The organism is Pseudomonas sp. S3E12 (assembly GCF_001702295.1).
GTDB lineage: Bacteria > Pseudomonadota > Gammaproteobacteria > Pseudomonadales > Pseudomonadaceae > Aquipseudomonas > Aquipseudomonas marginalis.
Genome location: NZ_MBDT01000005.1, coordinates 61,203 through 87,678, shown reverse-complemented (window position 1 = coordinate 87,678; position 26,476 = coordinate 61,203). Strand labels below are relative to the sequence as shown.

Annotated in this window: 29 protein-coding genes and 1 tRNA gene; 16 read left to right on the top strand and 14 right to left on the bottom strand. The window is 58.1% G+C overall.

Annotated features, from left to right (window positions below):
* Window positions 1–56 precede the first annotated feature (56 nt).
* Genes murI through hemA form a run of 5 tightly spaced genes read right to left on the bottom strand, consistent with a single transcriptional unit; the run spans window position 57 to window position 4,789 of the window.
* Window positions 57–851, bottom strand: coding sequence for a glutamate racemase (murI, locus tag BB029_RS05160; protein ID WP_065938453.1), 795 nt, complete (start codon window positions 849–851; stop codon window positions 57–59).
* Complete coding sequence (locus BB029_RS05155) at window positions 844–1,599, bottom strand: molybdopterin-synthase adenylyltransferase MoeB (protein ID WP_065938452.1); 756 nt, start codon at window positions 1,597–1,599, stop codon at window positions 844–846. Before BB029_RS05155 ends, murI begins: the two co-directional genes overlap by 8 nt.
* Window positions 1,593–2,423 (bottom strand): peptide chain release factor N(5)-glutamine methyltransferase, encoded by an 831-nt coding sequence (gene prmC / locus BB029_RS05150; protein ID WP_065938451.1) that lies wholly within the window; start codon window positions 2,421–2,423, stop codon window positions 1,593–1,595. Before prmC ends, BB029_RS05155 begins: the two co-directional genes overlap by 7 nt.
* Window positions 2,424–3,506, bottom strand: a complete 1,083-nt coding sequence (prfA, locus tag BB029_RS05145; protein ID WP_027606884.1) for a peptide chain release factor 1 — start codon at window positions 3,504–3,506, stop codon at window positions 2,424–2,426.
* The gene (gene hemA / locus BB029_RS05140; RefSeq protein WP_065938450.1) at window positions 3,503–4,789 is read right to left on the bottom strand and encodes a glutamyl-tRNA reductase; all 1,287 of its coding nucleotides are present in this window, start codon (window positions 4,787–4,789) and stop codon (window positions 3,503–3,505) included. The genes prfA and hemA overlap by 4 nt, the downstream gene beginning before the upstream one ends.
* A gap of 274 nt (window positions 4,790–5,063) precedes the next feature.
* Here hemA and BB029_RS05135 point away from each other — a divergent pair, with 274 nt between their 5' ends.
* The 16 genes from BB029_RS05135 to BB029_RS05065 all read left to right on the top strand — a co-directional run bounded on the left by BB029_RS05135 (window position 5,064) and on the right by BB029_RS05065 (window position 19,512).
* Window positions 5,064–6,788, top strand: a complete 1,725-nt coding sequence (locus tag BB029_RS05135; protein ID WP_065938449.1) for a tetratricopeptide repeat protein — start codon at window positions 5,064–5,066, stop codon at window positions 6,786–6,788.
* Window positions 6,789–6,792: 4 nt separating this feature from the next.
* Window positions 6,793–7,410 carry a lipoprotein insertase outer membrane protein LolB gene (gene lolB / locus BB029_RS05130; protein WP_065938448.1) on the top strand — a complete coding sequence of 206 codons (618 nt, stop codon included), beginning with the start codon at window positions 6,793–6,795 and terminating at the stop codon, window positions 7,408–7,410.
* A gap of 49 nt (window positions 7,411–7,459) precedes the next feature.
* Complete coding sequence (ispE, locus tag BB029_RS05125; protein ID WP_253494035.1) at window positions 7,460–8,263, top strand: 4-(cytidine 5'-diphospho)-2-C-methyl-D-erythritol kinase; 804 nt, start codon at window positions 7,460–7,462, stop codon at window positions 8,261–8,263.
* A 37-nt stretch (window positions 8,264–8,300) separates the two neighbouring features.
* A tRNA-Gln gene (locus BB029_RS05120) sits at window positions 8,301–8,375 on the top strand.
* Window positions 8,376–8,421: 46 nt separating this feature from the next.
* Window positions 8,422–9,363, top strand: coding sequence for a ribose-phosphate pyrophosphokinase (locus tag BB029_RS05115; RefSeq protein WP_003171603.1), 942 nt, complete (start codon window positions 8,422–8,424; stop codon window positions 9,361–9,363).
* A 138-nt stretch (window positions 9,364–9,501) separates the two neighbouring features.
* Window positions 9,502–10,101 (top strand): 50S ribosomal protein L25/general stress protein Ctc, encoded by a 600-nt coding sequence (locus BB029_RS05110; protein ID WP_027606889.1) that lies wholly within the window; start codon window positions 9,502–9,504, stop codon window positions 10,099–10,101.
* A 167-nt stretch (window positions 10,102–10,268) separates the two neighbouring features.
* Window positions 10,269–10,853 carry an aminoacyl-tRNA hydrolase gene (pth, locus tag BB029_RS05105; RefSeq protein WP_003208389.1) on the top strand — a complete coding sequence of 195 codons (585 nt, stop codon included), beginning with the start codon at window positions 10,269–10,271 and terminating at the stop codon, window positions 10,851–10,853.
* A 22-nt stretch (window positions 10,854–10,875) separates the two neighbouring features.
* Window positions 10,876–11,976 carry a redox-regulated ATPase YchF gene (ychF, locus tag BB029_RS05100; RefSeq protein ID WP_065924046.1) on the top strand — a complete coding sequence of 367 codons (1,101 nt, stop codon included), beginning with the start codon at window positions 10,876–10,878 and terminating at the stop codon, window positions 11,974–11,976.
* A gap of 318 nt (window positions 11,977–12,294) precedes the next feature.
* Entirely contained in the window at window positions 12,295–13,218 is a 924-nt protein-coding gene (locus BB029_RS05095) for a sigma 54-interacting transcriptional regulator (RefSeq protein ID WP_065938446.1), read from the top strand.
* 933 nt (window positions 13,219–14,151) lie between these two features.
* Window positions 14,152–14,946 (top strand): type III secretion system inner membrane ring lipoprotein SctJ, encoded by a 795-nt coding sequence (gene sctJ / locus BB029_RS05090; RefSeq protein WP_065938445.1) that lies wholly within the window; start codon window positions 14,152–14,154, stop codon window positions 14,944–14,946.
* Window positions 14,918–15,496 carry a type III secretion protein gene (locus BB029_RS31835; RefSeq protein WP_256558130.1) on the top strand — a complete coding sequence of 193 codons (579 nt, stop codon included), beginning with the start codon at window positions 14,918–14,920 and terminating at the stop codon, window positions 15,494–15,496. Before sctJ ends, BB029_RS31835 begins: the two co-directional genes overlap by 29 nt.
* A 2-nt stretch (window positions 15,497–15,498) precedes the next feature.
* Window positions 15,499–16,095, top strand: a complete 597-nt coding sequence (gene sctL / locus BB029_RS05085) for a type III secretion system stator protein SctL (protein ID WP_065938444.1) — start codon at window positions 15,499–15,501, stop codon at window positions 16,093–16,095.
* 91 nt (window positions 16,096–16,186) lie between these two features.
* Window positions 16,187–16,405 carry a hypothetical protein gene (locus BB029_RS05080; protein WP_065938443.1) on the top strand — a complete coding sequence of 73 codons (219 nt, stop codon included), beginning with the start codon at window positions 16,187–16,189 and terminating at the stop codon, window positions 16,403–16,405.
* Window positions 16,406–16,814: 409 nt separating this feature from the next.
* Window positions 16,815–18,950, top strand: coding sequence for a type III secretion system outer membrane ring subunit SctC (gene sctC / locus BB029_RS05075; RefSeq protein WP_065938442.1), 2,136 nt, complete (start codon window positions 16,815–16,817; stop codon window positions 18,948–18,950).
* Window positions 18,947–19,150 (top strand): HrpT family type III secretion system protein, encoded by a 204-nt coding sequence (gene hrpT / locus BB029_RS05070; protein WP_065938441.1) that lies wholly within the window; start codon window positions 18,947–18,949, stop codon window positions 19,148–19,150. The genes sctC and hrpT overlap by 4 nt, the downstream gene beginning before the upstream one ends.
* Before the next feature lie 11 nt (window positions 19,151–19,161).
* A complete protein-coding gene (locus BB029_RS05065) occupies window positions 19,162–19,512 on the top strand; it encodes a transcriptional regulator (RefSeq protein WP_083236357.1) in 351 nt (116 codons plus the stop codon).
* Here BB029_RS05065 and sctU read toward each other — a convergent pair whose 3' ends face one another.
* From sctU to BB029_RS05020, 9 genes are read right to left on the bottom strand one after another with little or no spacing between them, the layout of a single operon-like run.
* A complete protein-coding gene (gene sctU, locus BB029_RS05060; protein ID WP_065938439.1) occupies window positions 19,513–20,610 on the bottom strand; it encodes a type III secretion system export apparatus subunit SctU in 1,098 nt (365 codons plus the stop codon).
* Window positions 20,607–21,395 carry a type III secretion system export apparatus subunit SctT gene (gene sctT / locus BB029_RS05055; protein ID WP_065938438.1) on the bottom strand — a complete coding sequence of 263 codons (789 nt, stop codon included), beginning with the start codon at window positions 21,393–21,395 and terminating at the stop codon, window positions 20,607–20,609. The genes sctU and sctT overlap by 4 nt, the downstream gene beginning before the upstream one ends.
* A 10-nt stretch (window positions 21,396–21,405) precedes the next feature.
* Window positions 21,406–21,669 (bottom strand): type III secretion system export apparatus subunit SctS, encoded by a 264-nt coding sequence (gene sctS / locus BB029_RS05050; RefSeq protein ID WP_065938437.1) that lies wholly within the window; start codon window positions 21,667–21,669, stop codon window positions 21,406–21,408.
* 7 nt (window positions 21,670–21,676) lie between these two features.
* Window positions 21,677–22,330, bottom strand: a complete 654-nt coding sequence (gene sctR, locus BB029_RS05045; protein WP_065938436.1) for a type III secretion system export apparatus subunit SctR — start codon at window positions 22,328–22,330, stop codon at window positions 21,677–21,679.
* Window positions 22,327–23,340 carry a FliM/FliN family flagellar motor switch protein gene (locus BB029_RS05040; protein WP_065938435.1) on the bottom strand — a complete coding sequence of 338 codons (1,014 nt, stop codon included), beginning with the start codon at window positions 23,338–23,340 and terminating at the stop codon, window positions 22,327–22,329. The genes sctR and BB029_RS05040 overlap by 4 nt, the downstream gene beginning before the upstream one ends.
* A complete protein-coding gene (locus BB029_RS05035) occupies window positions 23,337–23,795 on the bottom strand; it encodes a type III secretion system HrpP C-terminal domain-containing protein (protein ID WP_065938434.1) in 459 nt (152 codons plus the stop codon). Before BB029_RS05035 ends, BB029_RS05040 begins: the two co-directional genes overlap by 4 nt.
* A complete protein-coding gene (locus BB029_RS05030; RefSeq protein WP_065938433.1) occupies window positions 23,792–24,220 on the bottom strand; it encodes a YscO family type III secretion system apparatus protein in 429 nt (142 codons plus the stop codon). Before BB029_RS05030 ends, BB029_RS05035 begins: the two co-directional genes overlap by 4 nt.
* On the bottom strand, window positions 24,207–25,565 hold the full coding sequence (locus tag BB029_RS05025) for a FliI/YscN family ATPase (protein WP_065938432.1): 1,359 nt from the start codon (window positions 25,563–25,565) through the stop codon (window positions 24,207–24,209). Before BB029_RS05025 ends, BB029_RS05030 begins: the two co-directional genes overlap by 14 nt.
* Window positions 25,562–26,461, bottom strand: coding sequence for an FHA domain-containing protein (locus tag BB029_RS05020; RefSeq protein WP_065938953.1), 900 nt, complete (start codon window positions 26,459–26,461; stop codon window positions 25,562–25,564). Before BB029_RS05020 ends, BB029_RS05025 begins: the two co-directional genes overlap by 4 nt.
* Window positions 26,462–26,476 lie beyond the last annotated feature (15 nt).

The following is a 26,476-nucleotide window of genomic DNA, read 5'->3' as shown; positions in this document are numbered from 1 at the left end:
ATCTCGCTATAGAAGCTGACGCACACTCAGAAGTTCAGCGACATTTCACGAAATTTTCACGACCCGAAGCTTCGCACAACTGCAGAATGTTTCCATAGTGTCGGTAGGATATTTCTTAGGTGATACACATCGCCACTGGTCCAGAACTGTGCAGGCTCAGGATCGCCGAGGGCCAGCAGGTCGCGTTCGCCCAGCAAACGCTTGAGCTGACGTGCGACGGCAGCGCCGGTGTCGATGAGGATGATGCTGGCAGGCAGCATCTGCGCCAGCAGCGGCTTGAGGAAGGGATAGTGGGTACAGCCGAGGATGATGGTGTCGCAGCCGGCGCTGAGCAGCGGGTCGATATAGCCCTGCAACAACTGACGCAGGGCCAGGCTGTCCAGATCACCGGTTTCAATCAGTTCCACCAGGCCCGGGCACGGCTGGGTGATCACCCGCACATCGGTGGCAAACCGATCGAGCAACGCGGCGAACTTGGCGCTTTGCAGGGTGCCGGTGGTGGCGAGCACCCCGACCACGCCACTGCGCGTGGCCGCCGCGGCGGGTTTGACTGCGGGCTCCATGCCCACCAGGGGCCAATCGGGGTAGTCCTGGCGCAAATCCGCGACGGCCGCCACGGTTGCGGTGTTGCAGGCAATCACAAAAGCCTTGGCGCCCTGCTCGCGGAAAAAACCGGCAACTGACCGGGAACGCCCAAGAATGAACGCCGGGGTTTTCTCGCCGTAGGGGATATGCCCGCAATCGGCCACGTACAACAGGGACTCATGGGGCAGCAATTGCTGGATCTCAGCCAGCACCGACAAGCCGCCGACACCGGAATCGAACACACCGATTGGCGCGTCCTTACCCATGTTGCGTCCCGCAGACGCTGCAAGCGGGATCACGCTTGACCCGCAATTCGCGAAAACGTGTGGTCAACGCATCGATCAGCAACAAGCGGCCTACCAGCGGCTCGCCGAAACCCGCCAGCAACTTCAAGGCCTCCAGGGCTTGCAGGCTACCGACCAGGCCCACCAGTGGGCCGACCACGCCCGCTTCGCTGCAGGTCAGTTCAGTATCGCTGCCGTGCCCGTATAAACAGTGATAGCACGGGCTTTCGGCGCGACGTGGATCGAATACCGACAGTTGCCCTTCAAGACGGATCGCCGCGCCGCTGATCAATGGCCTGGCCGCCGCCACGCAGGCGGCATTGACGGCCTCGCGGGTGGAGAAGTTGTCGCTGCAATCGAGCACTACGTCCACACCCGCCACCGCCGCCGCCAAGGTATCGGCATCCAGCGCGATGGGGTGGGCGACCAAGGTGATTTCGGGGTTGAGGACGCTCAGGCGGCGCATGGCCGAATCGACCTTGGCCTGCCCGACGCTGTCGGTGTCATGGATGATCTGGCGTTGCAGATTGGTGAGGTCGACGGTGTCGAAATCCGCCAGGTGCAATTCACCAACACCGGCGGCAGCCAGGTACATCGCCACCGGGGCACCCAGGCCACCGAGGCCGACGATCAACGCACGGCCGTTTTTCAGGCGCAATTGGCCGTCGATGTCGACATGCTGCAACAGAATCTGTCGGCTGTAGCGCAACAGCTCCTGATCGCTCAGCACGGCCGGCGTCCCAGGGAGATGCGTTCGTGACCGCCAAGGTCGATGCGGCTGTGCACCTCCTCGAAGCCTTGGCTCAGCAACAGGTCGCGCACCGCGCCAGCCTGGTCGTAACCGTGCTCCAGCAGCAGCCAACCCGCCGCGTTCAGGTGGCCCGGGGCTTGGGCGATGATCAACCGCAGGTCGTCCAGGCCATCATGGCCCGCCACCAGGGCGCTGGCCGGCTCGAAACGCACATCGCCCGCCACCAGGTGCGGATCGTTGGCAGCGATGTAGGGCGGGTTGCTGATGATCAGGTCGTAGGCGTGGCCTGCCAGGGCGCTGAACCAATGGCTGTTGAGCACCGTGGCGTTATGGAGGTGCAGGCGCTGGCGATTGCGCTCGGCCAGCGCCACGGCTTCCAGCACGCGGTCGACGGCCGTGACGTGCCAGGCCGGACGCTCGCTGGCCAGGGCCAGGGCAATGGCGCCGCTGCCAGTACCGAGGTCGAGGACCTTGACCGGTGTGGCCGGTAACAATTCCAGGGCCGCTTCCACCAGCAGTTCGGTGTCCGGACGCGGGATCAGCGTGTGGGGCGCGACCTCCAGGTCCAGCTTCCAGAAACCTTGCTGACCGAGGATATAGGCCACCGGCTCGCCGGCGCGGCGGCGTTGCAGGTAGCCGGCAAACGCCAGGGCGTGTTCGCTGCTGACGATTTTTTCCGGCCAGGTGTGCAGGTAGCTGCGGGACTTGCCCAAGGCCGCTGCCAGCAATAACTCGGCATCCAGGCGCGCCGTGGGCGAGTCGGGCAGGTCTACGGCGCGCAACAGGCTGGCGATAATGGTCATTTATTCACCTATCGCCGCCAGCTGATCGGCCTGGTATTCGGCGAGCAATGGCTCGATCACCGCATCCACGCCACCGGCGAGAATTTCGTCCAGGGAGTAAAGGGTGAGGTTGACCCGATGGTCGGTGACCCGGCCCTGGGCAAAGTTGTAGGTACGGATGCGCTCGGAGCGGTCGCCCGAGCCCACCAGCAATTTGCGCTCGCTGGCAATCGCGTTGGCGGCGGCGCTGGTCTGCTGGTCATTGAGCTTGGCCGAGAGCCAGGACATGGCCCGTGCACGGTTCTTGTGCTGGGAACGTTCTTCCTGGCACTCCACTACGATGCCCGACGGCAAGTGGGTGATACGAATCGCCGAATCCGTCTTGTTGACGTGCTGGCCACCGGCGCCCGACGAGCGGTAGGTATCGACCCGCAGGTCGGCCGGGTTGATCTCGATGGCTTCCTGCTCGTCCGGCTCGGGCAACACGGCCACGGTGCAGGCTGAGGTGTGGATGCGACCTTGGGATTCCGTCGCGGGAACCCGCTGCACACGGTGGGCACCGGACTCGAACTTCAGCTTGCCATAGACGTTGTCGCCTTCGACCCGCGCGATGACTTCTTTATAGCCGCCATGCTCACCTTCGTTCTCGGACAGGATCTCGACCCGCCAACCGCGACGCTCGGCATAACGCGAATACATGCGGAACAGGTCGCCGGAGAAAATCGCCGCTTCATCGCCGCCGGTGCCGGCACGGATTTCAAGGAACACATTGCGCCCGTCGTTGGGGTCCTTGGGCAGCAGCATGCGCTGCAGGTCACCTTCCAGCTCTGCCAACTTTTCCTTGGCCTCGCGGACTTCTTCCACGGCCATTTCACGCATGTCCGGGTCGCTGTCCTTGAGCAGCGCCTGGGCGCCTTCAAGGTCGGCCTGCACTTTGGTGAGATTTTTGTACGTGGCCACAATGGGCTCAACTTCGGCGTATTCCTTGGAATAGGCGCGGAACTTGGTTTGATCGGAAATGACTTCGCCGTCGCCGAGCAAGGCGGTCAGTTCTTCGAAACGGTCCTGGAGCACGTCCAGTTTATTGAGCAGTGACGCTTTCATTGCGATTTTTTATCCGAAGAGCTGGGCGCGCCCTCACCGAGGGCAAAGAGTTCCTGGGCCATGGCCAGCGCATCAAGGCGGCCTTCGGCAGTCAGTTTTTTTAATTGTACGCTGGGCGCATGCAGCAATTTGTTGGTCAGGCCGCGAGCCAGTTGCATCAGCACCTCCTCGGCGCTGCTGCCGTTGGCGAGCAGGCGCTGGGCCTTGATCAACTCCTCATCACGCAGGCGTTCGCCCTGCTGACGATACGCCTTGAGCACGTCCACCGCCGCCAGCTCACGCAGGCGCACCATGAACTCTTCAGCGCCGATGCCGACCATTTCTTCAGCCGCCTGGGCAGCGCCCTGGCGACTCTTGAGGTTTTCGGCGACCACTTCATGGAGATCGTCGACGCTGTAGAGGTAAACGTCGTCCAACTCGCCGACTTCGGGCTCGATATCCCGGGGAACGGCGATGTCGACCATGAAGATCGGCTTGTGCTTGCGCAGTTTCAGCGCACTTTCCACCGCGCCCTTGCCGAGGATCGGTAGCTGGCTGGCGGTGGAGCTGATGACGATATCGCTGCGCACCAGTTCGGCCGGGATGTCCGACAGCAGCACCGCATGGGCGCCGAACTGTTCGGCGAGGATGCTGGCGCGCTCCAGGGTACGGTTGGCGACCACGATGCGCTTTACGCCCAGGTCATGCAGGTGGCGGGCAACCAGGGTGATGGTCTCACCGGCGCCGATCAACAGCGCCTGGCTGCGCTGCAGGTCGCTGAAAATCTGCTTGGCCAGGCTGACGGCGGCAAACGCCACAGACACCGGGTTTTCACCGATGGCGGTGTCGGTGCGCACCTGCTTGGCGGAATTGAAGGTGGCCTGGAACAGACGGCCCAGCAGCGGACCGACGGTGCCGGCCTCGCGCGCCACGGCGTAGGCGGATTTCATCTGGCCCAGGATCTGCGGCTCGCCCAACACCAGCGAATCGAGGCCGGATGCCACGCGCATCATGTGACGAACTGCCGCATCGTCTTCGTGCACATAGGCGCTCGCGCGCAGGTCGTCGAGGCTCAAATGGTGATAATCGGCCAGCCAGCGCAGTACCACATCCGCCGAGAGATGTTCCTGCTCTATATAAAGCTCACTGCGATTGCAGGTCGAAAGGATCGCAGCTTCGCGGCTGTCGGTGAGACGGCAGAGCTGCTGCAAGGCCTCAACCAACTGCTCTGGCGTAAACGCCACGCGCTCGCGCACGTCTACGGAAGCAGTCTTGTGGTTAATACCGAGTGCGAGGAAGGCCATTCAATATCGCTGATGATGTCGGGAAGCCGACAATTGTCCTACTTCGAAAGATTCAGAACAACCACCGTCGTCTATTGTCCTAGTAGCTTATGCCTATAAAAAGGCCATCTGTAGGCGCAAGCCTGCTCGCGATGGTCGTGAACCATGACGCGGCCTCCTGAGAAAACGCGTTGTCCTCAGGCTTTTCGCGAGCAAGCTCGCTCCTACACGGTTATGTTTGGCCGAAGGCTTGTGTCATGATGATCCGACCGCAGGTTAGTCGTCCTCTTCCTATATGAATAGATCTTCCGCGTTGCTCCTTGCTTTTGTCTTCCTCAGCGGCTGCCAGGCCATGGCACCCGTGTCGCCGGACGGTACACCGCCGGTGGAAGACAGCACACCCGCCCCTGAAAAGCCCAAGGTTTATTCCTCGTTCAGTGAAGAAACGGTGTTCAGCCTGCTCAGTGCGGAACTGGCCGGCCAGCGCAATCGCTTCGATATTGCGCTGGATAACTACGTGACCCAGGCCATCAACACCCAGGATCCGGGAATTTCCGAGCGGGCGTTCCGCATTGCCGAGTACCTCGGGGCCGATCAGGCCGCGCTGGATACTTCGCTGATCTGGGCAAAGAACGCGCCGGACGATCTGGAAGCCCAGCGGGCGGCCGCCATTCAGTTGGCGCGGGCCGGGCGCTATGACGACTCCATGGTCTATATGGAGAAAGTCCTGCAAGGCAAGGGCGACACCCATTTCGACTTCCTTGCGCTGTCGGCTGCCGACACCGACCAGGACACCCGCAATGGCCTGATGAAGAGCTTCGACCGCCTGCTGCAAAAACACCCGAAGAACAGTCAACTGGTGTTCGGCAAGGCCCTGCTGCTGCAACAGGATGATGAAGCCGAAGCCGCATTGAAGCTGCTGGAACAGAACCCGCCGGAAGACGGCGAGATCGCGCCGATTCTACTGCGCGCGCGCCTGCTGCAGAACCTCAACCGCGGCAAGGAAGCGATTCCACTGCTGGAAAAAAGCATCAAGAAATACCCGGACGACAAGCGTCTGCGCCTGACTTACGCGCGCACGCTGGTGGAGCAGGACCGCATGGAGGACGCCAAAGTGCAGTTCGCCAACCTGCTCCAGCAATACCCCGATGACGATGAACTGCGTTACTCCCTGGCGCTGGTGTGCCTGGAAGCCAAGGCCTGGGACGAGGCCAAGGGGTATCTGGAAGAGCTGATCGAGCGCGAAAGTCATGTCGACTCGGCGCACCTGAACCTGGGTCGCATCGCTGAAGAGCGCAGTGACCCACAGGCCGCCCTGCTCGAATACGCACAAGTCGGCCCAGGCAACGACTACCTGCCGGCCCAACTGCGCCAGGCCGACATCCTGATGAGCAACGGGCGTACCGATGAGGCAGAAAAACGCCTGGCCGCTGCACGGGATGCCGAACCGGACTACGCGATCCAGCTTTACCTGATCCAGGCCGAGACCTTGTCAGCCAATAATCAGGGCGATCGCGCCTGGAAGGTGCTGCAACAGGCCTTGCTGCAATTCCCCGACGATTTGAACCTGCTGTATACCCGCGCCATGCAGGCGGAAAAACGCAATGACCTGGCGCAGATGGAAAAAGACCTGCGCCTGATCATCAAGCGCGACCCGGACAACGCCATGGCCCTGAATGCCCTGGGCTACACCTTGTCCGACCGCACCACGCGCTACGACGAAGCCAAGGCGCTGATCGAGCAGGCGCACAAGCTCAACCCGGAAGACCCGGCTGTACTCGACAGCCTGGGTTGGGTGAACTATCGCCTGGGCAACCTCGACGAAGCCGAACGCTTGCTGCGCCAGGCCCTGGAGCGCTTCCCCGACCAGGAAGTCGCTGCACACCTGGGCGAGGTGCTGTGGGCCAATGGCAAGCAGCGCGAAGCCCGCCAAATCTGGGAAAAATTCCTCAAGGAACAACCCGAAAGCCCCATCCTGCGCGGCACCATCAAGCGCCTGACCGGATCCGAGACCCTTTAAGCTTATGTTCTTGCGCCACGTTATCGTTTTCAGCTTCATCGCCCTGCTCGCCGGTTGCGCGGGCTTCGGTGCCCGCGAATCCGTTGAGGGCCAGGGCAACCCGGCGCAATGGAAGCAGCACAAGGATCAGCTCGGCAGCATCGACGGCTGGCAGATCGAAGGCAAAGTCGGGGTGCGCGCACCGAAAGATTCCGGCAGCGGCACCTTGTTCTGGCTGCAACGCCAGGATTACTACGACATTCGCTTGTCCGGCCCCCTGGGGCGCGGCGCCGCGCGCCTGACCGGCCGCCCGGGACAAGTCAGCCTAGAAGTCGCCAACCAGGGTCGCTACGAGGCCTCCTCGCCCGAAGCGCTGCTGGAGGAGCAGATTGGCTGGAAACTGCCTGTCTCGCACCTGGTGTGGTGGGTCCGCGGCTTGCCCGCGCCGGACAGCAAGAGCCGCCTGAGCCTCAACGGTGACAGTCGCCTGGCCACCCTGGAACAGGATGGCTGGCAGGTCGAGTACCTCAGCTACGTGGAACAGGGCGGTTATTGGCTGCCAGAGCGCATCAAGCTGCATGGCACCGACCTTGACGTCACGCTGGTGATCAAGGACTGGCAACCGCGCAAGCTGGGGCAATAACGTGGCCGTAGAAAGACTGACCCTGCCCTCGCCGGCCAAACTCAATCTGATGCTGCACATCCTCGGTCGCCGTGAAGACGGCTATCACGAGTTGCAGACGCTGTTTCAATTTCTCGACTACGGCGATGAGCTCACCTTCGCCCTGCGCGACGATGGCGTGATCCAGTTGCACACTGAATTCGAAGGCGTGCCCCACGACAGCAACCTGATCGTGAGGGCCGCGAAAAAACTCCAGGAGCAGTCCGGCTGTTCCCAGGGCATCGATATATGGATCGATAAGATTTTGCCCATGGGTGGCGGAATCGGTGGTGGCAGCTCGAATGCCGCGACCACACTGCTGGGTCTGAACCATCTGTGGCAACTGGGGTGGGACCATGATGGCCTGGCTGCGCTGGGCCTCACGCTGGGCGCCGACGTCCCGGTTTTCGTGCGTGGGCACGCCGCTTTTGCTGAGGGCGTGGGGGAAAAACTCACCCCGGAATACCCCGAAGAGCCGTGGTATGTGGTGCTTGTCCCGCAAGTATCTGTAAGTACAGCAGAAATTTTTTCAGATCCGCTGTTGACACGTAACTCTCCTCCCATTAAAGTGCGCCCCGTTCCCAAGGGAAACAGTCGAAATGACTGCTTACCGGTTGTAGCAAGGCGTTATCCAGAGGTACGTAACGCTTTGAATTTGTTAGGTAAATTTACCGAAGCAAAATTAACCGGAACTGGAAGTTGTGTGTTTGGGGGCTTCCCAAGCAAAGCTGAAGCTGATAAAGTCTCGGCCCTTCTTACAGAGACCCTTACGGGGTTTGTAGCAAAGGGAAGCAACGTTTCGATGTTGCATCGCAAGCTGCAAAGTCTGCTCTAAAAGGAATCGAGTACTGGGTACTCGTTGCAACAGATACAGGGGCGTCGCCAAGCGGTAAGGCAGCAGGTTTTGATCCTGCCATGCGTTGGTTCGAATCCAGCCGCCCCTGCCATTTTCTAATACTCATCCAGGTTACCCTCAGCCTCTAGGTACTGCGCGTGTCCAAGATGATGGTCTTTACGGGGAACGCCAACCCCGATCTGGCTCGACGTGTCGTACGTCAGCTGCATATCCCTCTCGGTGACATCTCTGTCGGTAAATTCTCCGACGGCGAAATTACAGCCGAGATCAATGAAAACGTCCGCGGTAAAGACGTCTTCATTATCCAGCCGACCTGCGCTCCGACCAACGATAACCTGATGGAACTCGTCGTGATGGCTGATGCCTTCCGCCGCTCCTCAGCGACTCGAATCACAGCTGTAATCCCTTACTTTGGTTATGCCCGCCAGGATCGCCGTCCGCGTTCCGCACGTGTGGCTATCAGCGCGAAAGTCGTTGCCGACATGCTGACCGTGGTAGGTATCGACCGTGTGCTCACGGTTGACCTGCACGCTGACCAAATCCAGGGGTTCTTCGATATTCCGGTAGATAACATCTACGGCTCCCCCGTTCTGGTGGATGACATCGAAGACCAGCGCTTTGAAAACCTGATGATCGTGTCCCCGGACATTGGTGGCGTCGTGCGTGCACGGGCTGTTGCCAAATCCCTGGGCGTGGACCTTGGGATCATCGACAAACGCCGCGAGAAAGCCAATCACTCTGAAGTGATGCATATCATCGGTGATGTCGAAGGGCGTACCTGTATTCTGGTTGATGACATGGTCGACACCGCCGGCACCCTGTGCCACGCGGCCAAAGCCTTGAAAGAGCACGGTGCAGCTAAAGTCTTCGCCTACTGCACACACCCTGTGCTGTCGGGCCGAGCGATCGAGAACATCGAGAACTCCGTGCTGGACGAACTGGTGGTGACTAACACCATCCCGTTGTCCGCCGCTGCTCAAGCCTGTGCGCGTATCCGTCAACTGGATATCGCACCGGTAGTTGCCGAAGCGGTTCGCCGCATCAGCAACGAAGAATCGATCAGCGCGATGTTCCGCTAAGGGTCAAACCTTCGGAACACCTCACTGACGAAAAGCGCCCCGCCCCAGCATACTGTTGGGGCGGGGCTTTTTTGCCCATATCGCCTTTAGCGCTGGTCGCAAACGCTGGGGCGAATGTGGTTATTTTGGAGATACAACATGAACGATTTTACTCTGAATGCTGAAGTGCGTTCCGACCTGGGGAAAGGTGCGAGCCGCCGCCTGCGTCGTCTCGCAAGCCTGGTTCCAGCTGTAGTTTACGGTGGCGACAAAGCCCCTGAATCCATCAGCATGCTGGCTAAAGAAGTTGCCAAACTGCTCGAAAACGATGCGGCCTACAGCCACGTTATCGAACTGAACGTTGGCGGCAAAAAGCAAAACGTCATCATCAAAGCCCTGCAACGTCACCCATCCAAGGGTCACGTTCTGCACGCTGACTTCGTACGCGTCGTAGCCGGCCAGAAACTGACCGCTATCGTGCCTGTGCACTTTGTTGGCGAAGAAGCTCCGGTCAAGAAAGGCGGCGAGATCTCTCACGTCCTGAACGAAATCGAAGTGACTTGCCTGCCGAAAGATCTGCCTGAGTTCATCGAAGTCGACCTGTCGGCTCTGGAAATCGGCGCAATCATCCACCTGTCCGACCTCAAGGCTCCTAAAGGCGTTGAGTTCGTTGCACTGGCTCACGGTGATGACAAAGCTGTTGCAAACGTACACGCTCCACGCGTTGCTCCAGAAGCTGAAGAAGGCGCTGCAGAGTAATCCACTCTGTATTGCCGGAGCTTGAGGAAACATCGCGGACCGAAACGTAGCGAGAAAGCGGGCGATAACGCGGCGTTTACTCTTGAGTAAATGATCTCTTGTCGTCCACTTTCGCCGCACGCAGGTGTAGCGATGTTATCCACAACTCCAAAGGAAGGGCCCCTGTCGTGACTGCCATTAAACTGATCGTTGGCCTGGGAAATCCAGGCGCCGAATACGAACAGACCCGGCATAACGCGGGGGCCCTTTTTGTTGAGCGTATCGCCCACGCCCAAGGTGTAAACCTGGTGGCCGATCGCAAATATTTTGGCCTGACCGGACGCTTCTCGCATCAGGGTCAGGATGTTCGTCTGTTGATTCCCACCACCTACATGAACCGCAGCGGCCAGGCTGTCGCGGCGCTTGCGGGTTTCTTCCGGATCAAACCCGAAGAAATCCTGGTGGCCCATGACGAACTGGACCTGCCACCCGGCGTTGCCAAGCTCAAGCAAGGCGGCGGGCATGGCGGGCACAATGGCCTGCGCGACATCATCGCGCAGCTGGGCAATCAGAATACTTTTTACCGCCTGCGGCTCGGCATTGGCCACCCAGGCGTCGCCAGTATGGTTTCAAATTTCGTCCTGGGTCGTGCGCCACGCGCCGAACAGGAAAAACTCGATGCCAGCATCGACTTTGCCCTCGGCGTGCTGCCGGATATCTTCGCCGGTGAATGGAACCGCGCGATGAAAAACCTGCACAGCCAGAAGGCCTGACTTTTTTCCGAGGGGAAACACCATGGGATTCAATTGCGGCATCGTCGGCCTGCCCAACGTCGGCAAATCCACCTTGTTCAACGCTTTGACCAAGTCCGGTATTGCGGCGGAGAACTTCCCCTTCTGCACCATCGAACCCAACAGCGGCATCGTGCCGATGCCCGATCCGCGCCTGGAAGCACTGGCGGCCATCGTCAATCCCAAGCGCATCCTGCCGACCACCATGGAGTTCGTCGACATTGCAGGCCTGGTAGCCGGCGCGTCGAAAGGTGAAGGCCTGGGCAACAAGTTCCTGGCCAACATCCGTGAAACCGATGCCATCGCCCATGTGGTCCGCTGCTTTGAAGACGAGAACGTGATTCACGTCTCCAACAGCGTCGACCCGAAACGCGACATCGAGATCATCGACCTGGAACTGATCTTCGCCGACCTCGACAGCTGCGAGAAGCAACTGCAGAAAGTCGCGCGCAACGCCAAAGGCGGCGACAAGGACGCAGTGGTCCAGAAAGGCCTGCTGGAACAGTTGATCGCGCACTTCACCCTGGGCAAGCCGGCACGCAGTCTGATGAAGACCATGGGCGCTGACGAGAAGGCCGTGGTCAAGGGCTTCCACCTGCTGACCACCAAGCCAGTGATGTACATCGCCAACGTCGCTGAAGACGGCTTCGAGAACAACCCTCTGCTCGACGTGGTCAAGGCCATCGCCGACGAAGAAGGCGCCATCGTGGTGCCGGTGTGCAACAAGATCGAAGCGGAAATCGCCGAACTGGATGACGGCGAAGAGAAAGACATGTTCCTTGAGGCCCTGGGCCTGGAAGAACCTGGCCTGAACCGCGTGATCCGCGCCGGCTACGAAATGCTCAACCTGCAAACCTACTTCACCGCCGGTGTCGAAGAAGTCCGCGCCTGGACCGTAAAAGTCGGCGCCACTGCACCACAGGCTGCCGGTGTGATCCACACCGACTTTGAAAAAGGCTTTATCCGCGCGGAAGTGATCGCCTACAACGACTTTATCCAGTTCAAGGGTGAGGCCGGTGCCAAGGAAGCGGGTAAATGGCGTTTGGAAGGTAAGGAATACATTGTTAAAGATGGCGATGTGATGCACTTCCGCTTTAACGTGTAAACGTCACTTTTAATAGCTGCCGCCAATAGAAAAGCCGATGCATTGCATCGGCTTTTTTGTGGACAGGCATTTAGTTTTACATAGCCTTCACATCAAAATATTAAATACTTTCAGACTTATCCTATTTGACTTGCTCACTCCTCGCGCCCACCAGGAACAATACGATTCATCACTACAACAGAAAGATACTTTCCTACACCAATTGCCCGCCGCCCCTCTTTAAGAATTAATAACAGCCCCTATAATCTACGTTACTGGCCACCAAGCGCATAACGTCTTTTTAACAATGAAGTAATAGCAAGAAGGGAACATCTTTCAATGTCGGCCACCTTCAACATGGAAAATGAAACGGCATTTTCACTCATCGAAGGCCCGGATATTGAAAACACACTAAACAACACGGCCACCCTCAACATTGACATTTTGTTACTGGGGGAAACCGGTACAGGCAAAGATACGCTAGCACAACGCATTCATCTTCTATCGGGACGGCGAGGTAATTTTGTTCCCGTGAACTGTGCAGCCATCCCGGAAAGCCTCGCGGAAAGCCAATTGTTCGGCGTCAACAGCGGCGCCTATACCGGGGCAATGCAATCCAGGGCCGGCTTCGTAGAGGCTGCCCACCTGGGCACGCTTTACCTTGATGAGATCGACAGCATGCCATTGAACCTGCAGGCCAAGCTGCTACGCGTGCTGGAATCACGCGGCGTGGAGCGCCTGGGTTCGACCCGCTTCATCCCTGTGGACATGCGCGTCATTGCGTCTGCCCAGCACTCGCTGCACCAGATGGTCGAAAACGGCACCTTTCGGCGCGATCTGTATTTTCGCCTGAATGTCGTCAACATCCAACTTCCCCCACTGCGTGATAGGCGTGAGTGCATCATCCCGCTGTTTCTGAAAATGATCCGACAGGAAGCAAAGCAGTTCAAGTGCACAATCCCGCATCCTTCTAGTGAACTTCTAGAGCAACTGCTATGCCACCCGTGGCGCGGTAATGTCCGAGAACTACGCTCGGCAGCAAAGCGCTTTGTGCTGGAACTTCCACCTCTGTTGGCCCCGCTCCGTGATCACCCAGATAAAGAAATGCCGCTCAAGGAGCACCTGAAACGAATTGAAAAAGCGCTAATCAAAGAGTCACTTCGTAGACACCACCACTGCGTAGATAGTGTGGCAGTAGAGCTGGGAGTTGCAAAGCGGACGCTCTACCATCGAATGAAACAACTAAACATATCGCGCACATAAAAAGTCACAAACTCCAATCGAGCTCAGCCAGAACATAAAACATTTTGAAACATCCAAGTTTAAAACATATGGAACGCATTTATCTTTTGAACCACTGATAGTACGGGCCAGCGATACAAGACGTTTCACACCCTATCTGGTTTCCGCTGAGTTCCTTAACATTAAGCAATGTGGAGAAGACAATATGGCTGTTGGACCTTATAATGGCTACGTGCCCCCTTACCCCATAAATGGTGTAGCTGCTAGTGCGGTGCCCTCTTACCCCATAGATGGTTCAGCTAGTGCGGGTGTTAATGCTCGTGGAGGTATGAGCCAGTCCGCTACAGATGCGGCCCTAGAAGGCTTGGAATCAAAGAAGAGGGCAGACCTCGTAAGGAACACGAAAAAAAGTGTAGATAACGCCAACACTTCTGGCATTAAACAAGCCATTAGTGACCTCCGATAATTTACTAACCTTCTCGACACGTTGTGTCGAGAAGGTCTTTTCAAAAAATGTACCGACAAGCAACGTCATTCAGAATGACACACATTCCATCCTGAACTTTTATATAGTAGGCGCGCATGATTATAAAACAAGAAACGCCCACTCAAACCAATGAAATCAATAGCACATCCAGCGCACATGACCCCTTTACCTCAAATATCGATATCAACTTTTTCAACTCGCTCATCGCCCCATCATCACTCCCCAATAAAGAGATAAATCACACCGACACTAAAAGTGCTCTTTCCGAGGTTTCAAACAAGCTAGACGCCTTGACTAGAAATATGACAAAAGGTCTACGTGCCTTGAGCGATCGCGAGCGATCAGATGAAGCTCGGAAATATCCAAGCCAGCTGTCCGACGCAGTACTATTAACGCATATAGTAGTTAAAAGTATCGGCAAAAGCGCACAGTGCGTTGATAAAATCTGCAACCTTCAGTAGATAAACATGACCCGGCCACTGCTTATAGCATTAACTCTATCTATCTTATTCATGGTGAGTGCCTGTGGTGATCGCGTCGAACTTCATCGTCAGCTTTCCGAGCAGGAAGCCAACGAAGTTATCGCGGAGCTGGCAGACAAACATATCCGCGCCACCAAAGTTCCTGCCAAGGACGGAGTAACAGTGGCTGTCAATGCAGCCGACATTGCGCGCGCCGTACGTACTCTAGAGGCGGTCGGACTCCCCAGAGCTGCGCGAGCAACGTTGGGCGACACCTTTCGTAAAGAAGGTGTTATCTCAACGCCACTCGAAGAGCGGGCACGCTACATCTATGCCTTGTCCCAGGAGTTGGAGACAACGTTATCGAACATCGACGGAGTCATCGTCGCTCGAGTACACGTGGTTCTTCCCGAACGCGTTGCGCCGGGAGAACCCGTACAACCCGCATCCGCGTCAGTGTTCATCAAACATGATCCTCGGCTCGATCCCGACAACATCCGAGCCCGTGTTCGCAGGATGGTAGCCAGCAGCATTCCAGGCATGACGACTGCACTCGAAAACCCGCAAAAATTGACGGTCGTGTTCGTCCCGGCTACAGCCTACTTGGAGCATCAACGTCTGACTTATTTCGGTCCTTTCCTTGTGCCTGGAGATGACCTTGGCTTTTGGCGAGCCAGCGTTATATTTTCACTGATCGCTCTGGTGCTGCTGATCATCGCCGGTGTTTTCTGGCGTAATCGACTGAAGCGAGCATTGTTAACATCGGCCTCTCATGCAACGCCTCACTCATTCAATGAGTAGTCTTGCATGGGTTCGATGGTGGAGCACGCCTTGGGCGTTTTGCCATAATGATTGGAAAATAGTTGATAAACACTTGGAGCTTAGAGAGCGCCATAGAAGCTACCCTATTGGAGTGGGAAATATTTACGGCATTACATCCTGCCTGCCTGTAAAACCTCAACCTACACTGCTTAAACTGGCACTCGCTCCAACGGATCAACTTGAACTAGCGCTTTCGCTGATTGAAAGCACCTGCCGCCGTAGCTACATGAGCATATTGGATGAAAGCCAAAATCAGTGGGCCAGCCGACTCTCCAAAGTGCTGCCTCCTGACATGTTACGGCACGATGATGACCCCTTGCAGTTGTTACGCATCTGGGTCTCTTCTGAGACTTGGCAACGAATCAGATTACGGTTTCCTCGTCAACGTGTTCTGGATTTGGAAAAAAAAGCCTTTTCGCTCCACGATAGCTTTAACCGTCTTGATACGCTCTGGCAGGCAGTAGCTTGGCGTATTGCACCGTTCAATGGCGACGGTAATGCTCCTGAATCTAAGGAGCCTGGAGATTAATAATGTTTTGCCGACACAAAATCGCCTTGACAACAGATGCTTCCTCTCTACCGCAAACGCTAATCTTGCGCGAAACACTGGCGAGTTATACTGAAGCCACTCAAATATTGGATCATGCAAAAGCACAGGCAAAACAACTAATGCAGCTGGCTGCAGAGCAACGAGAAGAACTGTTGGAGAAGTCAGGGGCTGAAGTATGGCGACGTGCCAATGCCCAGCTAAAACGCTGGGATACCGACCGCCAGGCTATGTGCGAAAGCCTTGAAAAATATGCCACGTCAATTACCAACCAAGCTATTTTTACTCTACTTGAAGAGACCCCTCTTCAACAACGCCTGAAAGCGTTGATGAGTCAATTGCTGGCAAGCCAAGTTCCATCGGTCAAGGCGATACTACTTTGCCACCCCCTTGAGCTCGAGGTCGTAGCTCAATGTCTCGCCAATTGCGGAAATACGCTTTGGACACTTCGATCCGATGACACGGTCAAACTTCAAACACTTGTTCTGAATACCGATGAAGGTGACTTTCGTATTGATTGGGCCTCAATGTTCGACACATTTCTAAAGCAGAGCAATACCCCTTCAAGCACACAGCGCTGAACGAGTTATCTTACACACCAAAAAATTGACGAACATGGAACCATCTCGAAACACCAACCACAAATAAGAAACACAAAAAAGGAGCGATCATATGAGTTTTTACACAGACCTCAGACAAAGGCTTCTGAAAGAAGTAAAACTGATCGAAAAAAAATACGAAACCTCAATAGAAAATGACTCAGGAACAGAAGAGGACATGGAGCTTTTTTTTGAACTTGCGTTCAAGAGACGCATGTCAGAATATTCTTTCAGTGAACATAACCGAGCAAAGCATATGATGTTCAAATCGGCCCTGGACAGCATACAATAAATTGAAATCGCTTCTTTTCGAATGGTTTAGCAGCCGCGCCGAAGAGTTAACTCTCTTCGAAGATAACAACAAGATAACCCTTCAGCGCTATTCAAACGCCATCTTGTTGTGCGTCCAACTGACCCACTCTCAACCAGACAAATCACAGCTACAAACTTGGATGCGGTTGGGGGGCGCTAGCCTTAATCATTTCCAAGGTGCACTTTCCCAAGTGTCTACCAGTGGTGAGCTCTGGTTAACTCAATGCCTGCATGACGTGCGCGACGAGGAGCATTTATGCGGCTGTATCGAATCTCTGCTCAACCAACGCGATACTTGGTGCGCAATGGTCGCACGCCTTGCAAGACCTGCTCAGAAATTCACTGCCACTTCGCTACGCTCGCGGCCTTACTAAATCAGAGAACTCCCCATGTCTAACGAAATCCACAAGCACAACCGCTTGCGCACAGTCTCGTCTGCGACTCTATTAAAATGGGCCCAATGGCGCTGCCTGGTTGCACTTCCTTGGTTGCTTGCCCCACAGGAAAGCCCCCTGGCCGCGATCCCTCCCGAATGGAAAAACACCGCCTACGCCTATGAAGCCGAGCACAAACCCCTACGGGAAGTACTCGAAGACTTCGCCCAGACCTTCGGCACACAACTTCAAGTCGAGGGCCTGTTGGAAGGCAACGTCAATGGCAAGATCCGCGCCAATACCCCACAATCGATGCTCGACCGTCTCGGTGTAGAGCACCGTTTCCAGTGGTACCTGTACAACAACACCCTCTATGTCAGTACTTTGGACCAGCAGGAATCAGCGCGCCTGGAAGTCTCTTCCGAAACCATTGCAGACCTTAAGCAAGCGCTGACCGATATCGGCCTGCTCGACAGCCGTTTCGGCTGGGGTGAGTTGCCCGAAGATGGCGTAGTGCTCGTCTCCGGTCCTCGACGCTACATCGAGCAGATCAAGCAGTTCAGCAGTCAACGCCGTTCACCGGATGAGAAACAGAGTGTGCTGAGTTATCCGCTGAAGTTCGCAAATGCAGCGGACCGCCTAGTGGATTATCGCGGCGAGAAGCTCGCCATCCCCGGGGTGGCCAGTATTTTGCGCGGCTTGTTGGAACCGCGCTCCCCCTCAACGCTTGCGGGGCTGAGTCAGCGTCCCACCTCACAACCCGCTCCGCTCACTCCCAACATTCCCCGGCTAGGCAACCCGTTGCTGGGCCAGATGCTCGGTGCTAACGCCAACCCGGCATCACTGGACATCGGCCCCGCGCTCACCCCACGCGCTCCGGTCTCCAATAGTCGGATTCGCGTCGAAGCCGATGTGCGCAACAACGCGGTGCTGATTTATGACTTGCCGGAACGCCAGGCCATGTATCGCGAGCTGATCACTCAACTCGATGTGGCGCGCAAGCTGGTGGAAATCGACGCGATCATTCTCGACATCGAACGCACGCAGTTGCGTGAGTTCGGGGTGAACTGGGGTTTCCAGAACAGCCGCTTCCGCGGTGGTGCCAACGTGTCACCGGGCACCTCGTCGCAACTATCGATTGAAAATCGCGATCGCTTCTACGCCGATATACGCGCATTGGAAGCCAAGGGGTTGGCAACCATGGTCTCCAACCCTTCGGTGCTCACCCTGGAAAACCAACCGGCGGTTATCGACTTCAACCGCACGCAATACCTGACACCCGGTAGGGAGAACGCAACCATTTTGCCGGTCACCGTGGGCACCAGTTTCCAGGTAGTGCCACGCGTTATCACCAGCCGTGGCGGCCATCAGATCCACTTGGTGGTGGATATTGAAGACGGCAATTTCGACGAGACCAACCCCAATCCGAACAACCTTGATGTGCGCCGAGGCAAGGTCAGCACCCAGGCCGTGATGGCGGAAAAACGTTCGCTAGTGGTCGGCGGCTTCCATGTAACCGAACGCACCGACAAGCAAAGCAAAGTGCCATTGCTGGGTGATATCCCACTACTGGGCAAGGCGCTGTTTTCCTCCACCGAACGACAGAACAATCGGCGTGAACGCCTGTTCATTCTCACCCCACGCGTCATCGGTGACCAAGCCGATCCGTCCCGCTACCAGCCCCAGGACGACCAAGTCGAATTGCAGGCAGCCCTCGCCCCGTTGGCGCGACGCTATAGCCCTCACCAACCGGTGATCAAGCGCAGCGATATCATCAGCACCCTGGCGCATTTGGTCAGCGGTGAAGTGCCCAAGGCGTTCAAGGCGGCACCGATGCCACTGGGGCTGAATACCCTGTGCAACACCCGCGACTTGCTGGCGCTGAACACCGAGCGCAGCCAGTGGTATGCAGGCCCTGAGTACAACGTAGCGGTGGTGGTGTTGCGCAACCAGTTCAAACGCAATGTGCGTATCGACGAAAAGGAGTGCAGTAACTCCCAGACCCTGGCGGTCAGCGTATGGCCGCGCGCCTGGCTCAAGCCGGGTGAAGAAGCCGAGGTATTTATCGCCATGCGCCCAGTGGTGAAGGATGAACACCTCAGCGTACCCCGCCCCTCCTTGATCACTCCAGCTCAAAAGGCTACGCCATGAAACACCGCTTATTTTGCGTCACCCTGATCGGCACCGCGCTGCTCGTCGCCAGCTGCACCCCCACCTGCAAGGGCGACTCGTGCTCGCGCCCGCAATCGACCAAGGACAAAATGGTGATTTGGTGGCCACCGCAGATGCGTGCCGAGCCTGGCCCCGCCGGGGAGCGAAAAGACTACCAAACGGTATCGCTGGAACGATGAGCGTGAAGGAAATGCCCGACGCACAACGCCAGGTATTTCTGGACAGTCTGTTGAGCGGCGCTGCCGCTCACCAGCCGCTCGCTCCCGGCATTAAGCTGTGCGCGCTGCAAGGCGGCAGTCAGCCGGGGGTGGCCTTGCATATCGCCCGTGAAGCGCAGCAAACCGGGCAACTGCAATGGGTGCTGGAGCGACGCTTTGAATACGCGTCGTTATACGATGGCTTTTTCATCTACCTCGATGCCCAGTACGCCCTGGTGATCTGGCACGCGCTGCCGGCAGCGCGTAACACGCTGGACAAGACTCTCAGCCGGATGTTATCGCTGGCCAACCTCGGTGCCCTGGACGCATCTTCCAGTCGCTGATCAACGCCGCTCAAGCTCCGGCAACTCCAGGGTTTCGCGCTTGGCTTCGTCATCCAGCTCGCGCAAGGTGCGGTAGATCAGCGCAACGGCCTGTAAGGTTTCGCGAGGAATGCTTGCGCCGAGCTGTTTCGTATACAGCGTGCGGGCCAGCCACACACACTGGATCACCGGCACCTCGGCGGCCTTGGCTCGTACGATCAACGTGCGGGCCTCGGCGTCGGTGCCTTTGCTGATCAGTAACGGCAGCGGCGTCTTACCGGGCCGGTAGTACAAGGCGACCGCAAAGTGCGTCGGGTTGACCACCAACATATCGGCCTCCTCCAGTTTGGGCAGCTTGACCTTCGGCTCCTCCTGGGCCAGTTGGTACGCCAACGAGCGGCGCTGGCCTTTCACATGGGGGTCGCCTTCCATGTCCTTGTACTCCTTGACGACCTCGACCTGGGTCATGCGCATGCGTTTGGCGAAGAAGTGCTTCTGCAAGGCCAGGTCGATCAGGGCCAACACCAGCAGCAAACCAAGGCAGGCGTGCAGCAGATGGCGGAACAGGGCGATCAGCGCCAGCAGGTAACTTTGCAGATCGCTGTTTGCCAAATTGATCAATACCCCCAGCGAAGGCCAGACCACCAGGTACACAATCAGGCCGATAAGGAACGCCTTGGCGATGCTCATCAACAGATTCATCACCGACTGGGGAGAGAACATTTGCTTGAGCTGGCTGACCGGGTTGAGGCGATTGAAATCGAGCTTCAGCGCTTCCGGGGCGAACAGCAACCCGAATTGCATCCAACTGCTGATCAGCTTCGTCGTGATCGCCACTCCGACCATCAACAGGGCAAACGAAGCAAACATGACCAGCCCTTCAACCAGCACCTCTTCCAACGCGCGTACAAACGGCTGGCTCAAGCGCGACATCGGCAACACCATCAATTGCTGGAAGCGCTGAAGGCTGGTCTCGGCGGTTAACAGGGCTATCTCACTGATAGCCGTGAGTACCAGTAACTTGGGGACGTCCTGACTCTGGGCGACCTGGCCCTTCTTGCGCTGGTCGCGCAGTTTCTTGACTGAGGCCGGGTGCTTTTTCTCCCCCGAGTCACTCATGGTACTGAGGCCTTGAAGAGAAGCCCCAGCGAGTGTTTCAGGTCGCCCAACTGGAGCATGCGCCCGACAATCAGGTCCTGCAGCAGGGCAAAGTACAACAGCACAATACCAATACCTGCCAGGCTCTTGACCGGCGGTGCCAGCGTACTCACCTGCAATTGCTGGCTGTAGACCCCCAGCAGCGCAATACCGAACTCCAGCAACAACAGCACCGCAATGAAAGGCGCGGCATACAGCATCATGTGCGTGAAGGTATCGCCCAGCAGGCCGACAAATACACTCATGCCATTAGGCGCAGGCAGCGGAAACCACACGGTGGGGGGCCAGATCAGGTAGCTGTCCCAGATCACCTGGGTCAACGCGCCCAACCCCAGGCTGACCATCAGCAGAAAAATCGCCAGTTGCTTGAACAAGTGCCCGATGGGCGTGGCATCCGGCCCCAGTGAAGGATTGAGCTGACCACCGGCCAACGCACCGCGCTGGTTATCCAGCAGCGCCCCCACCGCCTCGAACATCCAGAACGGCATCGCCAGCAACACTCCCAGCAACAACCCCAGCGCCACCTCCTTGAGCACCAACCCACCGAGCATGAGCGCTGAGTAATCCTGCCCCTCCAGTGCCGCATGGATACCCGGCGCGGGCAGCAATGCCATGACCATCACAATGGTATGCCGAGGCATGCCGCGTATGTGTTGAAAACAAAACGCCGCCACCAGGAAGGCACAGGGGTAGATACGCGCCATGCCGATCAAGAGGCTGGGCAGGAATTCGAGATAGAGCAGCACAGGCGAGGCCTCAGTTCAGGGCCGAGCGGCCGATCATCTCGAAGGTGAGGTTGATCAGTTGGATCAACTCCACGCCAATCCAGCGCCCGGTCATGATCAGCGTGATACCCACCGCCACCAGCTTGATGCCAAAGGGCAGCGTCTGGTCCTGTATCTGCATCAGTGCCTGCACCAGGGATGTCAGCACACCCACCACCACCGCCACGATCAACGGTGGCGCCGACAACACCACCACCAGCAACATGCCCTGTTTGAACAGCACGATCGGTTCCATAAGCCACTCAGAGATAGGAGAGGAACAAGCTGTCGAGCAGCCGCGACCAGCCGGACACCAGCACGAACAACAGCAGTTTGAGCGGCAGGGAAATGGTCATCGGCGAGACCATTTGCATGCCCAGCGCCAGCAGCAGATTGGAGACGATCAGGTCGATCACAATGAAGGGAATGTAGATCAGGAAACCGATCTCGAACCCTGCCTGCAACTGCGACAGCACGAAGGCCGGAATCAGCAGGATCAGGTCCTCGCGTTGCACCTCCTGCGCCATCTGTGCGGGCCACAGCCGCGCGGTATTTTCCAGCAGGTGCGTCAGCACATCCGGGTCCACGTTGCGCAGCATGAAGGCACGCAACGGTTTGATGGCTTCATTTCCCGTTTGCAGAAATGTTTGCACATTGCTCATGTCCAGAGGGGAAGCTTTGACGCTCTCCGCAATCTCGTAACCCACCGGAGCCATGATGAACAGCGTGGCCGCCAGCGCGATGCCATTGATGGCCATGCTAGGGGGTACCTGCTGCACACCAATGGCATTGCGGGTGATCATCAGCACAATGACAATCTTTAAAAACGACGTGCAGATGATCAACAACATGGGCATCAACGACAACGCCCCAAGGAATACGGCCAGAATGAGGGGGTCGATCCCCTGAAGCGTCATCGACCGAACATCACGCGGGACAACTGCAACCCCAGGCGCCCGTCGACTTCCACCAACTGTCCCTGGCCGATGGGGCGGTCGCCATAATAGAGGCCCGCCATACCTGGGGCGTAACCGGCAATACCCAGCACCGAGCCGGGTGCGAGATTACGCAGCTCACCCAATGTCAGGTTCAGCGTTCCGCAGCGCACATTCAGCGCCATGCTCAACTCATCGAACGGCTCATGGCCAAATACATCCTCCACGGGCTCCCCTTCCTCGTATTCCGAATAATGGGGCGCTGCAAAATCTTCGTCCATGGACGTGTCCTCGATAGAAGTAAGGGTCAGGCACAAAGCACCAGTGGCATCGTCAATGCAGCCATGCAGCCGCTGTTTGCCAACCTGTATGTAGCCGCTGCCCTCGGCTTGAAAAAAGGTCTGTTCAAGCACCAGCACATCACCGGTACGCAGGCTACGAGCCTGTGCAATCGGTAACTGCAAACGCCCAAGGGTCACGGCAATTGCCAATTGGAACCGCGCCGGCATCGGCCCGGCAGTGGCGTGCCATGGCCCGGCGTCGCACAATGCCAGGAACGTTTCAGGGGCCAGCCACAGATAGCCCACAACCCGCGACGCCCCCAGGGTTACGCTGAGCCGGCAACCAAACCCCTTGGGCCGGTCGGTCTCCAGCAATCGGATATCCCCCAATAACGCACTCACCTGCGGGCTCAGGTGATGCTGGAACAAAGCCCAGAACCAGGACTCCGGATCGTTGCCGGACGGGGCCAATGTCACCGGGCATTCGCCCAGCAGGCTGAGCAACGGCCCCGCTTCCGCGAGCGCCAGGACACCACACACGGTTTCGAAGCAGAACGCCTCGGCACCTGCTGGTGCCCGTCCAGGTTCCAGCCGCAGCTCGCCGTCCTCGCCGGCGACCTGAAACGCCAGGCGCAAGCCGCGCCCCAGTCGACGGCGTGCGGCAACCGTGTCGCTCTTGATCAAGGGAAAGGTCAAGTGCGGCACTTTCATGCGCAGCCAGTACTAGGCACAAGCAGGTTGACCGGCAACCCCAGCACTGCCGAGAACCGGTCCTCACACTGTTGCCGCACGCCGCTGAGCCAACGCGCCGTGGCGTCATGTTCCGCTTCCAGTTCAATGCTCCAGGCACTCTGTTCACGGCGAACGCTGGCATTGATCCGCCCCAGCCGAGGCAAGTACAACACCGCCTGCAGCGGCCACTGGGAACCAGCCTGTATGCGAGGGGCTAATTGCTCGGTAAGGGCCTCGACCATGGAGGCACCGGCCGACGCCTTGATTCCCGATAAGGAAGCTCCCGATCCAGTGCCTTCATCGTTATCGGCAAACAGTTGAGCGAACAGTCGCCCTTGTTCCCAAGACACTACGCCCGTAGCGCCCGGCTCCCGCTCCTCACGCACCTCACGCGGACGTGGGCGCTCAACGGGTTTATTTGAAACCTGGGTCATGTCGGCTCCTGGGCCAGAAGAAGGGATAACTCCTGAAGCTTCTCCACCTGCCGCAGACACTCGGTGACGTGTTTCTGAGCACTCCCGACGCGGCTTTCCTTTTCGTCTTGCTGGCCTTGTAATTGCGCCAGCTGGCCTTGGTCCCGCCGGGTACTGGCAGATAACGTTCGTTCCTGTGCGCCCCAGGATTTCAAGGCCTTCAGGCTCAGCACCTGCCCCTGATGCTGACTGAGCAATTCAGCACTTTGCCGAGCCTCCTCCTGCCGAGTCTGCTCAAGCGCATCCTTAGCCTGCTGGATATCCACGAGCAGGGCCTGCTGGGCGCGCCTGGCCTCACGCAAGGCGCGCTCGGCACGGTCAGCCCTGTGCCTGCGCAGGCGCCGCAGCGTCTCGACTTCGCCGAGAAGCACATCAGAATGGGACATGGGCGGTCAGCTCCTTAAGTTGCTCCAGCGTCGTCACCATCGGCGAAGGCTCACGCAAGTCCTGGCGCAGGAACCCGTCGACCGCCTGACGGCTGTCCACCGCCAGATCGGTCAGGGCATCGCTGCCGGGTTGATACTCCCCCAGCTTGAGCATCAGCTCGATCTGTTGGTACGCCGACAACAACCGTCGCAATGCCGTACCCGCCTGGATGTCTTCCGGCTCTGCGACGTTGCTCAAGATCCGTGAAAGGCTTGCCAACACATCCACCGCCGGGTAGTGCCCACGCTCGGCAAGCTTGCGGGACAGCACGATATGCCCATCGAGCAGCGAGCGAACTTCATCGGCCACCGGATCGTTCATGGAGTCCTGCTCAATCAGCACCGTATAGATCGCGGTGATCACACCGTCACGCGTCAACCCGGCACGCTCCACCAGTCGTGGCAGCAGGCTGTATACCGAAGGGGGCAAACCTCCGCGCCCCAGGGGTTCGCCGGCAGCCAGGCCGATCTCACGCTGGGCCCGGGCGAAACGGGTCAAGGAGTCAATCAGCAGCAATACCCGCTGCCCCTTGCGCCGAAACCCTTCGGCCAATGCCATGGCCGTGAACGCGGCTCGGGCGCGCTCCATGCTGGAGCGATCGGAGGTGGCGCACACCAGTACCGCCTTGGCGCGCAACTGGTCATCGAGCTCATGGTCGAGAAACTCACGCAGCTCCCGCCCCCGCTCGCCGATCAGCCCGAATACGATGACATCGCACTCGACGTTACGCGCGATCTCGGCCAGCAAGGTGGTCTTGCCACAACCGGCCCCGGCGAACAGGCCTACTCGCTGCCCCTCGCCAATCGTCATCAGGCCATCGATCGAACGCACGCCGGTGGCCAGTGCACGGTTAATCCTCGGCCGCTCGGTGGGCAACGGCGCTTCACATAACACCGCACTGGTATCCGGTAAGTCAGCCTCGACAAACGCACTCACGCCCTGCCCCGCAATCGGCCGGCCGAAACCATCCAGCACCTGTCCCAACAGGGCCTCGCTGACCTGGACCCGATGCGATACCCCAAGGCGCTCCACTCCAGCACCTACCCGCACGCCTTCCAAATTACCCAAGGCACTGAGCACCGCATCCTGCTGATCGAAGCCGATGATCTCGGCGAGCATGTAGTCACCCGGGCTTTTTTCCACCTGGCACAAGTCGCCGATACGCGCCTGGGGTAGCCGGCACTGCAGCAGCATGCCGTTGACGCGCTGGATTCGGCCACGCATCGTCACCGGTGCAAAGTTGCTCAATGACTGGGACTGGCGCTGCTGCCAGGCTTCAAGACGCGCTTGCAAATCCGCACTCACCAGCGCACCTCGTAACGCTGCGCGCCGTCGAAGACCACCTTGCTGTTGTCGATCAGCACCAATCGCAGCCCTTCCACTTCGTCGCCCACAAACAGTCGGCCGCCCTCTTCCAGGACCACGTGACCGTTCGGCCCGCCGACGATCTGCACAATCCTAAATGGCAATGTGCCGTCGCGCGCACGCACACGGCTGATCACCGGTACCGAGCTGTCGAATTGCTCACCAAAACGGCTGAGCATGCGCGCTACCAGCTCCACGTCGTCCTGGGAAACATCTCCGCTGAGCGCCACCTGGCCATTGATCACTTGCAAGGTGACCCGCTGACTCAACTCACGCTCGCTGAGCATCTTCAACAGCTGCTGGCGTACTTCAAAAGGCGAAGCCAGCTCCTGTTTCTGAACCACGGGCGGCATCAGCGAAGCCTGCGCTTCACGCTCCCCTGTGGAGACCGTGCCCACGGCCACGAGGATTGCCGTTACCACCAACACCAGGCTGATCAGGCGCTTTTGCTGCGACTGCGAGATTGACGATAACTTCATCGCTTGCGCAGGCTCATGGGCCGGCGGCGGCGCTACCGTCACAGGGGCTGCGGGTTGGGGCCAAGGCTCCTCGGCCAAGGTGACGCACAGACGCACCCCTCCCACTGAAAACGGCACATTCAGTTCCAGCTTGGCGATCTGCGCCAGTACCTGGCCTTCGGGGTCTCGCAACAGCCCCGCTTCGGCCTGCACCAACCAGTTGGAGTCAATAAGCTGCAGGCGCGCATGCTGCTCGACGACTCCCGGGTCGTTCAACATCAGGTCGGCGTCCGCGTGAGCGCCAATGCTCCACTGCTCCCCAAACAACGGCAACGCAGCGCCCTGGCGCAGCCCGTCAAGCACCCTTAACTCAAACATCAGCGAGACCTCCAC